This is a genomic window from Campylobacter corcagiensis, from assembly GCF_013201645.1.
Classification (GTDB): domain Bacteria; phylum Campylobacterota; class Campylobacteria; order Campylobacterales; family Campylobacteraceae; genus Campylobacter_B; species Campylobacter_B corcagiensis.
Genome location: NZ_CP053842.1, coordinates 271,932 through 285,515 on the forward strand (window position 1 = coordinate 271,932; position 13,584 = coordinate 285,515).

7 protein-coding genes are annotated in these 13,584 nt (G+C 33.0%); all 7 read left to right on the forward strand.

Features of this window, described 5'->3' with window-relative positions; all coding sequences use genetic code 11:
• The first annotated feature begins 64 nt into the window (after positions 1–64).
• The 7 genes from CCORG_RS01535 to CCORG_RS01565 all read left to right on the forward strand — a co-directional run bounded on the left by CCORG_RS01535 (position 65) and on the right by CCORG_RS01565 (position 13,493).
• Positions 65–6,328 (forward strand): autotransporter domain-containing protein, encoded by a 6,264-nt coding sequence (locus CCORG_RS01535; RefSeq protein WP_172658538.1) that lies wholly within the window; start codon positions 65–67, stop codon positions 6,326–6,328.
• 169 nt (positions 6,329–6,497) lie between these two features.
• Positions 6,498–7,328: a 50S ribosomal protein L11 methyltransferase gene (locus tag CCORG_RS01540; RefSeq protein WP_025803182.1), complete on the forward strand. Its 831-nt coding sequence runs from the start codon at positions 6,498–6,500 to the stop codon at positions 7,326–7,328.
• Between the two features lie 4 nt (positions 7,329–7,332).
• Positions 7,333–9,276, forward strand: a complete 1,944-nt coding sequence (gene ftsH / locus CCORG_RS01545; RefSeq protein WP_025803181.1) for an ATP-dependent zinc metalloprotease FtsH — start codon at positions 7,333–7,335, stop codon at positions 9,274–9,276.
• Positions 9,273–9,983, forward strand: a complete 711-nt coding sequence (gene pssA / locus CCORG_RS01550) for a CDP-diacylglycerol--serine O-phosphatidyltransferase (protein WP_025803180.1) — start codon at positions 9,273–9,275, stop codon at positions 9,981–9,983. The genes ftsH and pssA overlap by 4 nt, the downstream gene beginning before the upstream one ends.
• 30 nt (positions 9,984–10,013) lie before the next feature.
• A complete protein-coding gene (locus tag CCORG_RS01555) occupies positions 10,014–11,528 on the forward strand; it encodes a 2-isopropylmalate synthase (RefSeq protein WP_025803179.1) in 1,515 nt (504 codons plus the stop codon).
• A 94-nt stretch (positions 11,529–11,622) separates the two neighbouring features.
• Positions 11,623–12,855, forward strand: a complete 1,233-nt coding sequence (locus CCORG_RS01560) for a glycerophosphodiester phosphodiesterase family protein (RefSeq protein WP_025803178.1) — start codon at positions 11,623–11,625, stop codon at positions 12,853–12,855.
• Positions 12,856–12,899: 44 nt separating this feature from the next.
• Entirely contained in the window at positions 12,900–13,493 is a 594-nt protein-coding gene (locus CCORG_RS01565; RefSeq protein ID WP_025803177.1) for an HAD family hydrolase, read from the forward strand.
• The last annotated feature ends 91 nt before the right edge of the window (positions 13,494–13,584 follow it).

Genomic DNA, 13,584 nt, shown 5'->3' on the forward strand with positions numbered 1-13,584 from the left:
AATTAATTGTCTTTTAAAGATAAAACTAATACAATTTGTCATATGTTATTTTAAAGGATAATTAATGAAAAAATTATTTACCTCCTTTGCAATGTTGATACTTCTCATTGGATCTTGTTATGCTGAAATTTCTGAAATAACAAAAAAATCTTATGAGCTTATCAATATTGATAAAGTTAGAGATGATGTAAATCCTATAACCAATAAGCAAAGATGGGATGGAAGCGGAGTAACTGTTGGCATAGTTGACTCTAGTATTAATTCTTTACACCCAAGTCTTGATGGATCAAATTTAGGGCAAGAGGGCTATAGGTTTCCATATGAGCTTACAGATCATGGGACGCATGTGGCTGGTCTTTTGCTTGGTAAAAAGTTTGCTGATGACGAACCTTATGGTATAGCTCATAATGCTAAGTTTTATAATTATGCCTTTTTAGGTGAGAATAATAAAAATCTTCCAAATGCTAAGATATATGGTTTTTTCAAAAACAAAAAAGATGTTAAGATTATAAATAATAGCTGGGGTGCTTCAAGCTTCCCTCTAATAAATGGGTATTTTAGACAGTCTCGAGTTGGTAATTTTATAAGTTATGATGAAATAGACTCAAAGAAAGGTTTTAATACTCCGATCAGTTTGAATGATTTTTCAAGTAGAATACAAGGAAATTATGCTAATCAACTTGTAGCTTTATCTAAAGAAAATGGTGTTTTAAATGTTTTTGCTAATGGTAATCAAGGAAATATTTCTCCTGCAACTGCTACAGTTGTTCCTAGCTATGATGAAAATATAAGATCTTGGCTTGCCGTTGGAAATATAAATCCATTAAACACCATAAAAAAAGATGATGGAAGTATAGAAATCACAAATAATTATAAAGTTAGATGGAATATTGATTCTGTATATTATAAAGAAGGAGTTGATGGTTCTATGCTATCATCTAATCTGTTTGTAGGAAGTGCTGCAAATTATGGAATCATGGCTCCTGGCTTTGAGATAGAAGCAGCAAATGCAGCATATCTTTATCGTAATGCATTTAACGGCAGGATGAAATATATTCCAATGACTGGCACTTCAATGGCTTCACCAATTGTTTCAGGAGCTGCTGCTTTGGTTCAGCAAAAATATCCTTTTTTAAATGGTGCACAGGTTGCTGATGTTTTGCTAACAACTGCAAATGATAATGTTAAACTTCCAAAACTTTTTCTAAAACAATCAGATAGTTTTACTGGTTATTATGTAATATATACCGACCCATCATTCGTACCTAGGTTGGCAAATAAGGAAATTGATATAAATCAAGTAAAAGATGATTTGTTGGCAATAGGTGTAGATGATTATGAGGCAAATAGAATATTAAGAAATCCATATACAGATAATTTAGAAACATCTATACTTGCCTTATCTAAAGAAGAAATCATCGGTCAAGGAATTTTAGATGTTGAAAAAGCACTTAAAGGTTTAGCTAGACTTGATGCAAACCGTTTAAATAATAAAGATATTTATGTTTATGACTCAACAAAAAAAGAATTTAAAAATCTTTTTAATAATAATATTAAAAACAACACCTTGAAAGGCAACAAAGTTGCACTTTATACTATAGATACAGGTACTGATAGTGCTTTAGTAAGAGAATTTTCTAATGATATAGACCAAAGACTTTGGAAAGATAGTTTGCATTTAGATGGAGCTTTAAATTCTCCAAAGGATGATATGAAATTTATTAGCCAAGTAGGTCTTAAAAAGCAGGGATTAGGCACGCTTATCTTATCTGGTAAAAACACTTATAAAGGTGCCACTATAGCTGAAGGTGGAACTTTAAGCATTGCTAATCAAATAGCAGGTGATGGGTATGCTATAAACGGAGCTACTTTAAAGTTAGACGGGTCTAATGTAGATAATTTAGAAAATGGCACAGTAAAAATAGGCGGAAATGTATATATTAAAAACAAAAATTCTATCTTGGAAATTCTAAATAAAGCTAATATTTCTGGTTTTGTGGAGACTGCAGATAATGGTAAAATTGGCATAAGAAGCACCTCAAATTTAAAAACATCATCTTTAATAGTTGATAATTCATCTCTTGAAGCTATAAAAGATAGCTCAGAAATAGACCCTAGAAAATTACATGAAAGTAGAGTTATAAATATTGATAGTCTAAACCAAAAAGGAAATTTTGCCATTAATGGCGTTACTATCGATGTATCAAACAGTATATACACTAGTTCTGCTCGCCCGGCTCCTGTAAAATTTAATATCAATAACTCAAAGTTAAGAATAGGCGGAAATGGTATTTTTAAAGGGTATAACGAAAATGATACTCTTGCTATCTCTGGTGATGCTATATTTGATACGACTAAAGATACATCATTTGCAAGTAAAGCTAAAATCTTAGGAGATGGTAAATTTATAAAACAAGGAGTTGGCAATCTAGTTTTAAATAGTAATAAAAACTGGATTGGCGGAACTGAAATTCACTCTGGAAATTTAGTTTTAAAAGGAGATTTTAAGCTAAATGATGGTGAAAAACTTGGTATTGGTATTATAAATGACACTAAGTATTCAAAATTAATAGCTGATAATGTTAATATAACAAATGGAATACTTCAGATAATAACCCCAGCTACTAATGATGTATCTTTGTACAATAAAAATTTTAATCCAGGCACGGGTAATACTGGAAAAACTATAAGAGAGATAATTAAATCTGAACTTAGTAATAGAGTTGGGGAATTTAAAGAAATAGATAGAAGTAAAGTTGATTCTAAATATATAGTAAAGGCTGATTATAGCAGTAATGATGCTGTCCATTTAAATATATTTGATACAGCTACTTACGCAGATCCTGCAAATCCAGATCCTGCAAATCCAGATCCTGCAAATCCAGATCCTGCAAATCCAGATCCTGCAAATCCAGATCCTGCAAATCCAGATCCTGCAAATCCAGATCCTGCAAATCCAGATCCTGCAAATCCAGATCCTGCAAATCCAGATCCTGCAAATCCAGATCCTGCAAATCCAGATCCTGCAAATCCAGATCCTGCAAATCCAGATCCTGCAAATCCAGATCCTGCAAATCCAGATCCTGCAAATCCAGATCCTGCAAATCCAGATCCTGCAAATCCAGATCCTGCAAATCCAGATCCTGCAAATCCAGATCCTGCAAATCCAGATCCTGCAAATCCAGATCCTGCAAATCCAGATCCTGCAAATCCAGATCCTGCAAATCCAGATCCTGCAAATCCAGATCCTGCAAATCCAGATCCTGCAAATCCAGATCCTGCAAATCCAGATCCTGCAAATCCAGATCCTGCAAATCCAGATCCTGCAAATCCAGATCCTGCAAATCCAGATCCTGCAAATCCAGATCCTGCAAATCCAGATCCTGCAAATCCAGATCCTGCAAATCCAGTTGATAACAATACTCATTTTATTGTTAAAAATGATGCTACTAGGAAATTAAAAGAGGTTAAAAAAGGTCAAACATTAAATCTTGTTGATAGTTATACTCCTTTGACAGATGATTTAAAAAGTAACCTAGAAGATAGTGTAAATGGCGATATTGTAACTGGTATTGTAAAAGGTGATAAAGATAAAGACACTATTCTCATAGTTGATGAAGGTAAAGTTTTAGAGTCTAGATCAACAGATGAGAAAAAAACAACTTTTGTTGTAGGCAATAAAGCCTCCATGATAGTTAAAGATTCGGCTAGTTTGGATTTTGATAAATTATATGTAGAAAAAGGACAAACTGATGTTGCTATCATAAGTGGTAAATCAAAAATCGATGAGTTAGAAAACCACGGAAGAGTGGCTATAGGTGGAGAAGGTACTGAAGTTGAGTTTAAAAATATAAATAGCAGCGATACGTTTAGGGTTGACAATAACGCAAAAGCTAATTCTTCTAATGCAAAATTAGCTAAGCTAGAAGTAAATAATGGTGCTAATTTTATAGCTAAATTGGTAGAAGTTTCAGTAAGTGCTGGAGTTAATATAGGTTCACTGTTTAAAAGTGATGACATAAAGTCAAAAGGTGATTTTATTGTTCAAGATAACTCAAATGTTGATATTAAAAATAGTGCAAATTTCAAGAATTTATCCATAACTAAAAACAGCACTGTATCATCTAAGACTACAGATATATCTGGAAATTTAAACCTAGATTCATCTATTCTTAAGACAGATGTTCTTAATAGTAACGGTAATTTTATAGCTCAAAATTCTGCTAAAGTTGATACAAAACAAGCAAATTTTAATGGGGATACTATTATAGATAATTCAAATTTAAACACAGAGGAGTTTAAATTTGTCAGTAAAGATAAAGAAAATGGCAAAAAGACAAAACTATATATTCAAAACTCTGCTAAAGTAACTGCTACATCTTTAGATACAGCAACCATTATAGGTGAAGCTCAAATTTCAGGCAACAAAGCTCCAAGTGGTTCTATAGCTGATCCTAAAGACACCATATTCGATAGTAAGCACTTAGTTCTAGGTGATGGTAAATCTAATACAAATATATTATCTGATAGTTCTTTTATAAAAACAGCAAGACTAGAGTTAAATGGTGCAAATCTATCTTTACAAAATGCTTCAATATTTGAAATAGCAACCAACGATACAGAGATTAATAAAAAAGCATTTGATAGTAAAAGGGAGTCTAAGTTAAACATATATAACTCTACTTTAAAGATTTCTGGTTCAAAAGATCTTATCTTAAACCCAAACAACATAGATGTATCAAGCGCTATATTTGATATAAATAATAAAACTACAGTAGCTGATACTGCAACTATAACAGGAAAAGATCTGATTAAGACAGGAAGTGGAGAACTAGCATTAACTAGTAAATCTAAAAAATGGAGCGGTACAGATGTTAGGGTTGGAACTCTTAAATTTAGTGGAGATTTGGCTTTAAATAATGATGGTAAAGATTATTTAAGAGTAGCAAATTTATCGGTAGTAAAAGTTGATGGTAGAGCTACGCTTAATAATAATAAACTTATCATTGGTATAGATGAGACAGTAGATGGTGTAGTAAGAACTGGGGTTTTAAAAGCCAATGAAGTAGATGTTAATGGTGCTATGTTGTTTGTAGAGGCTCCTGTTAGAGAAACTATTATTAAATCAAATGAAATATCAGGATATTTGGATGCTGGTAAGATTACTGGTAAATTTATGAAGTTAGATACAAATATGGCATTGTTTAATCTTGACTTTAAAAATGGAAATCAAGGAGTTTTATCTGTGTTGGCAAATCCTACGATGCTTAAGCATGCCAAAGATAACTCTTTAACATCCTTACTATCTCTAGCTTCAGCTATTGATGATACAATCACTAAAGATAATACTTTAATGATGATTACAAAAGGTGGTCAAAAAGATGCTTTGCTTGATATGCAACCGCTTCTTTCTGGTCAAGCTATAAAGGTAATAGCTGATGCATCAGCTCAAGTTAAAGAAAGTATCCTGCAAAGAGATACCGATATAAAAGTTAATAGTGGTGTGGAAAATAGTTATAGGGTTTGGGCTAAAATGTCTGGTTCTAAAAGCAAACAAGATAGTTTATCTAGCGGAGTATTAGGATATGATGCAGACCATTTCCAAACTATAGTTGGAATAGATGGAGATATTGGAGATAATGCTTTATTTGGAATTGCATTTGCTCACACAAGAAGCGATGCAGATAGTAAATTAAGAGGTCATAAGTTAGATAGTGATCTTTACCAAATTTATGCATATAGTGATATATACTTTAGCCAGAAGTTAAAGCTTAATTTATTGGCAAGTATAGGTAGAGCTGAGAATGAAGGTGAAAGAAATATTGGTTTTGCAAATGAAACTCTTAAGTCAAAATATAATAGCAATGTTTATCAAGTAGGTGCAGGACTTGAATATATAGTTGCTATGTCAACTCAAGCAGCTATTATGCCTTATTTGAGAGCTGATTATACTCGTATAGAAAATGAGAGTTATCAAGAAAAAGGAAGTAAATCTTTAGCTTTAAATATTCATAAACAAGATTATGAGTCGCTTATGGTTGAAGCTGGACTTAGAGCTATATATAGACCAAACAAATATTTCAGTATGTATGCTAGAGCTGGTGTTGGTATGGAACTAATGGATGATGATACAACTATACATGGTATACTTCGTGGATCAAAATTTGCTCAAAGATCTGAGATTGATAATGACTTTGCTATACTTATGTCCTTAGGTCTTATATACTCTCCATCAGATAGATTTAACCTAAGCCTAGGGTATAATACAGACTTTAGAAAAGGCTATATGAATAATGCAATTATGTTAGGAGCTGAGTACAAGTTTTAACTAAATTGTTTATAGAATATGTAAAAGCTAGATTTTTAGATTTAGCTTTTACGCTCTTTGTATAAAAATATATCTATTTACACAAATTTGCTAAAATCATCTTTACAAACTAAGCTTGTTTAAAACTTAGTTTTTGTAGAATAACAAAATTCTGTTTTTAAGGTAAGATTTGAAGGATTTTTTTTACGAGTTAGAAGTTAGCAGCGAAAATGCTCTGGAACTCTTTAGTGATTTTGTCTTTGAATTTGGTGTTATAGGAGTGGAATTTAAAGACAAAAGCTTTATAGTTAGAGACGAAGATAGTTTAGAAAATTTAGAATTTGCTCTTATTAATTATCAAAAAGAACTTAAAAAAGCTCTAAATTTGGACATTGATCTAAAGCTAAATTCTACAAAACAAAAAAATATCGATTGGATTACTAAATACAAAGAAGGCGTAAATCCAATAGAAATTTCTGAGTTTTATATCTATCCTAGCTGGTGCGAGCCAAAACAAGGGCTAAAAAACATTATCATCGATCCAGCACTAGCTTTTGGAAGTGGGCATCACGAAAGTACAAATATGTGTTTAAATCTCATCTCAAAGTATAAAAATGGCTATAAAACTGCCCTTGATGTGGGATGTGGGAGTGGGATTTTAAGTATTGCTTTAGCTAAAAGTGGGCTTAAAGTTAGTTCGTGTGATACGGATGAGCAGGCTATAGAAGCAACAAAACAAAACGCTTCTAAAAATAAAATGTCTTTAGATGAAATTTGGACTGGAAGTATCTCAAATTTAGATAAAACTTATGATTTGGTAGTTGCAAATATCATAGCTGATGTGATTTTGATACTTAAAAAAGATCTGATAAATGCACTAAATTTAGGTGGAATTTTAATTTTATCAGGAATTTTAAACAGCTATAAAGATAGAATCAAAAACGAATTTAAAGAGCTAAGATGCTTAGAAATTTTGGAAAAAAACGAATGGATAAGCTTCGTATTTAAAAAAGAAAGGTAAGAATTTGAACAATAACTTTAATAATAAAAACAACCAAAATAACGGTCAAAACAACAACAATAATAATAACTTTTTTAATCAAAATCCAATTATTACATTTTTAATTTTTGCGGTTTTGATGATAGCTATTTTTAGGGCAATGTCGCCAGATAGTGGAATAATGGGCAGTAGCGGTGCAAATAGACAAATTGCTTATTCTGAGTTTAAAAGCTTAATAGAAAACAAGCAAATTTCAAAGGTGATGATAGGTCAAACTCAAATTAAAGGCGAGGGAAATGGCGAGGTTTATACTGCTAACCGCGTTCAAGATCCAAATTTAACCGTTATGCTTGACTCTCAAGGAATTCCCTACTCAGCATATAATGAGAGAAATCCGCTTATGGATATGATTTTTAGTTGGGTGATTCCTATTTTTATATTCTTTGCAATCTGGATGTTTTTAGTAAGTAGAATGCAAAAAAGCGTTGGCGGTGGAATTTTAGGTGTAGGAAGTTCTAAAAAGCTTGTAAATTCAGAAAAACCAAATGTGAAATTTGATGATGTTGCTGGTGTTGAAGAGGCAAAAGAAGAGGTTCAAGAGATTGTGGATTATCTAAAAAATCCAGAAAAATATCTCCGTTTAGGAGCTAAAATTCCAAAAGGAATCTTACTAGTTGGACCTCCAGGAACTGGTAAAACCTTGCTTGCTAGAGCTGTCGCAGGAGAAGCTGATGTTCCGTTTTTTAGCATTTCAGCATCAAGTTTTATAGAGATGTTTGTTGGAGTTGGCGCAAGTAGGGTAAGAGATCTTTTTGAAAATGCTAAAAAAGAAGCACCGTCAATTGTTTTTATAGATGAAATTGATGCCATTGGAAAGAGTAGATCAAGTAGTCCAATGGGTGGAAATGACGAAAGAGAACAAACCTTAAATCAGCTTTTAAGCGAAATGGACGGTTTTGATGCTGATAAAAGCCCAGTTATTGTTATGGCTGCCACAAACCGTCCTGAAATTTTAGATGCTGCACTTTTAAGACCTGGTAGATTTGATAGACAAGTTTTAGTTGATAAGCCCGACTTTAAAGGCAGAATGGATATCTTAAAAATTCATATGAAAGATGTTAAATTTGCTGATGATATTGATATTGAAGAGATTGCTCGCCTTACAACAGGTCTTGCTGGAGCAGATCTTGAAAATGTGGTAAATGAAGCTGCTCTTTTAGCAGGAAGAGAGTCAAAAAAGGCTGTAACTCAAGCTGATATGGTAGAAGCGGTTGAAAGAAGTATCGCTGGACTTGAGAAAAAATCGCGTCGTGTTAATCCAAAGGAAAAACGCATCGTTGCTTATCATGAGTGCGGACATGCATTAATCGCAGAAGTTACAAAAGGAGCTAAAAAAGTTACAAAAGTCTCTATCATACCTAGAGGATTAGCAGCTCTTGGCTATACACTTAACACTCCTGAAGAGAATAAATTTCTTATGCAAAAGCATGAACTTATAGCTGAAGTTGATGTGCTTTTAGGTGGTCGTGGGGCTGAAATGGTATTTATGGAAGATATCTCTACTGGAGCTAGCAATGACTTAGAGCGTGCAACGGATATCTTAAAAGCTATGATTTCAATGTATGGTATGAGTGATATAGCTGGACTTATGGTTTTAGAAAAGCAAAGGAACAACTTCTTAGCGGGTCAAACTATAAAAGACTATAGTGAAGATATGGCACAAAAGGTAGATGAAGCAGTTAGGCTTAAGCTAAAAGAGAGAATTGATGAGGTTGTAAAGACAATAACTGAGTATAAACCAGCTATTGAAAGTATGGTGGCAGCTTTATACAAAGAAGAGACTATAACTGGTGAGCAAGTTAGAGAAATTATTGCAAATTTTGAAAAAGAAGCTGGACTTCAAAGTAGGCTTGTTTCTGAAACGACTGAAGAAAATGAAGATATAGAAAAGGCAAAGCATAAGGTATGAAAAAACCTGATAATATAGCTTATGTTTTACCAAATTTGTTCACAGCATCAAGCTGTTTTTTTGGGATATTAAGCGTAATAGCATCTATTAATGACAACTTTGAAAAAGCTATAATTTATATATTTATATCTATGGTTTTAGATGGTCTTGATGGTAGGGTTGCAAGATTAACTCATACCACATCTGAGTTTGGCGTAGAGTTTGACTCACTTTGCGATTTGGTAGCTTTTGGCGTTGCACCTGCTATGCTTTTTTATTGTACAATGGGGGCTGAGTACGGTAGGTTTGGCATTTTGGCAAGTGCTTTATTTGTAGTTTTTGGAGCTATAAGGCTTGCAAGATTTAATGTCACAACTATGCTAAATGAGCCAAATGTCTTTATCGGTCTTCCTATTCCTCTTGCTGCTGTTACGGTAGCTTCTTGGATATCCCTTCATATAAAATTTGACTTTGGAGTTGGTGGGCTTTACACTACCATTATGGTAGGGCTTTCACTTCTTATGGTGAGCAATATCCGCTATCCAAGCTTTAAAAAGATAAATTTTGATAAGACAAAATTTAGAAAAGCTTTTGTTATAGCTATTTTGGTTTTAGCAGTCTTATATCTAAAGCCATCTGAATTTTTAGCTTTTGCTACGCTATGCTATATAGTTTATGGAATTTCCAGAACTATTTTTAAGCTCTATGTTAAGAAAAAGAGTATATAATCAATAAAATTTATTATTTAGGAAAAAATTATGGATAAAAATAGAATCATTGTTTTTGATACAACACTAAGAGATGGCGAACAAAGCCCAGGAGCATCTATGAATACTGAAGAGAAAATCCGCCTTGCTTTACAGCTTGAAAAACTTGGTGTTGATGTTATAGAAAGTGGTTTTGCAGCGGCTAGTAAAGGGGATTTTGAAGCTGTAAATATGATAGCAAAAGAGGCAACTACAATAAATGTATGTTCTCTTGCTAGAGCGGTTGAAAAAGATATCAAAGCAGCAGCAGATGCTATAAATCCAGCTAAGAATAAAAGAATTCATACCTTTATTGCTACAAGTCCAATTCACATGGAATTTAAACTTAAAAAAACACCCGATGAAGTGATAAAATCTGCTATAAATGCAGTAAGCTATGCAAAAAGCTTAGTTGATGATGTTGAGTTTAGTTGTGAAGATGCTGGAAGAAGTGATATAGGCTTTTTAAAAGAGATTGTTGATGCAGCAATCAGTGCTGGAGCAAGAACTATAAATTTACCTGATACTGTTGGATACAGACTTCCAAGCGAAATGTATGAGATGTTTAAGGCTATGAGCGAATTTGTAAATGGTAGAGCCATACTTTCAGCTCATAATCACGATGATTTAGGTTTAGGTGTAGCAAATACTATGGCTTGTATAGAGGGTGGAGCAAGGCAAGTAGAAGTTACTATAAATGGCTTAGGTGAGCGTGCTGGAAATACCGCCCTAGAAGAGATTGTGATGATTTTAAAAACAAGAGCTGACAAATATGCACCACTTTATACCGGTATAAATTTTAAAGAAATTTACCCAAGTTCAAGACTTGTATCAAGTATCACAAGCATTGAACCACAGCCAAACAAAGCCATAGTTGGAAAAAATGCCTTTGCTCATGAGAGTGGTATACATCAAGATGGAGTGCTAAAGCATCCTGAAACTTATGAGATTATTAAAGCTAGCGATGTTGGATTTAAGCAAGATAGTGGGCTTATTTTAGGTAAACATAGTGGTAGAGCTGCATTTAAAGATAAACTTAAGAATTTAGGTTATGAAGTAAACGAAGATGAGCTAAATGCTTTATTTGTTAAATTTAAAGATTTGGCTGATAAGAAAAAAGATATTTATGATGAAGATATTAGAGCTTTGGTTACAAATGAGATTACAAAGGTAGAGAAATTTTATGAAATTATCACACTATCAACTAGCTCTTGTAACAAAGGTCACTCTGGAGCAGTCATTACTATCAAGCATGGCGAAAATGAACAAAGCGATGCATCTATTGGAAATGGCTCAGTTGATGCGATATTTAAAGCTATTGATAGAATTTCAGGTATCAAAGGAGAGCTTAAGGACTATCAAGTAAGAGCTGTTAGTAAGGGCAAAGATGCTTTAGCTAGAGTTGATGTTAAAGTTAAATTTGCTGATATGACGACGATAGGACATGGACTTGATGTTGATACGATGCTTTCAAGTGCCAAAGCTTATGTAGGAGCACTTAATAGCTATCTAAATATGACAAAATAGCTCAAAGCTACAAAATTTTGTTTTGTAGCTTTTTGTTATATAAAAGTTTCCTAGACTCTATATACTTTGGTTAAATTTAACTAAAGGAGAGTCTATGAGAAAAGTTATCTTGGGTTTTGTGGTTATTACTTCATCACTTTTAGCTAGTGATTTAAGCCAAATAAATAAAAAAGTTGAGATTGGCATAAGACCATTTTATCTAGTAAATGCTATGAAAGATAGCCCTTTAAAAAGTGAGTTAAAAGAGTGCTTAAATAAAAAAGAGTTTGTAAAAAGTGACTTTGTCATCGGTCATAGGGGCTCGCCACTAGCATTTCCAGAACATACAAAAGAAAGCTACATCGCAGCAGCTAAAATGGGAGCTGGAGTTTTAGAATGCGATGTGGCTTTTACAAAAGATAAAGAGTTAGTTTGCAGACACTCTCAGTGCGACCTTCATACAACGACAAATATTTTAAAAACAGATTTAGCAAAAAAATGCACTCAAAATTTCAAACCTGCCAAATTTGATGAAAACGCAAAACTAATAGAAAAAGCAAGTGCAAAGTGCTGCACAAGTGATATAACTTTAGCTGAGTTTAAAAGCTTAAAAGGTAAAATGGATGCCTCAAATCCAAATGCTACAAATTTAGACGAGTACATAAACGCAACTCCTTCGTGGAGAACAGATCTTTTCTCGCAAGACGCTACGCTTTTAAGCCACAAAGAAAGCATTGAGCTTTTTAAAAATCTTGGAGTGAAAATGACTCCTGAGTTAAAATCTCCAGAAGTTAAAATGCCTTTTGATGGGGACTATACGCAAGAAAAATACGCACAACAACTCCTTGATGAGTATGAGGAAGTAGGAATTGATCCAAAAAATGTATATCCACAATCATTTAATTTAAGTGATGTTAAATACTGGGTTAGCAAAGGTGGAGAATACGGCAAGCAAGGTGTTTATCTAACAGAGTTAAACGAACCTGATACGATGAAAAAGTATGAAGATGAAGTTTTAGAAATCAAAAAAAGTGGCATTAAATACGTCGCACCTGCACTTTTTATGCTAGTTAGCTTAGATGAAAATAAAAAGCTAATTGCGTCAAATTATGCAAAAATGCTAAAAGATTTTAATATAATTTCTTGGAGTTTAGAGCGTTCTGCTCCTCTTAAAAACGGCGGAGGTTGGTATTATACAGGGCTTGATGAGTGGATTTATGGTGATGGAAATATCTATGAGTTAGTTGATGTTTTAGCTCAAGATGTTGGCATAATGGCACTTTTTTCAGACTGGCCTGCGACAGTTACATTTTATGCAAATTGTAAAAATACAAATAAAGAAAAATAAACTTTTGATACCTAAATAAATTTAGGTATCATCTTAGGATGGATATGATATTTTTTGATTATGATGGTGTGCTTGTTGATAGCTTAAATTTATGTATAAGTTCTTGTAAATTTGCTGCTAAAAAGCTAAATTTTAAAGGCAATTTTCCCGAGAATCCATATCTAAATTTAAACCCAGTAACCTATCACGAAGTAGCAAGAAGGCTAAATTTAGATGGTAATGAGTTTGATAGATTAGCGACTAGCTATGTAAATAAAAATTTGAATAGCTTAAAGCTCTTTAAAGGAGCTAAAGAAACATTAGAAATTTTAAGTAAAAAGCACACTCTTTTTGTCATTAGTTCTACAAAAAAAGAAGTCGTTCAAAATTCTTTAAAAAACAAAGGAATTTTAAATTACTTTAAAGAAATTTATGGTGGAACTGATATTTCAAAACAAAAGCGTCTTGAAATTTATGCCACTAAAAATTCCATTATGATAGGTGATAGCATAAGTGATATGAATGCTGCAAAAGGTGCTGGCGTTTACGCTATAGGGGCACTTTGGGGTTGGCAGAGTGCTGATATGCTAAAAGACGGGGATGTTTTGGTTAAAGACTACGCTGAGTTATTGGAGGCTATAAGGGCTTTTTATAACTAAGCTAAAATTCCAAATCCTAAATTTAATGATTTTAAGCTAAAACAAAATAAAAATAGGTAAAATCATCTTTTAAATTTTTAATCAAAGGATG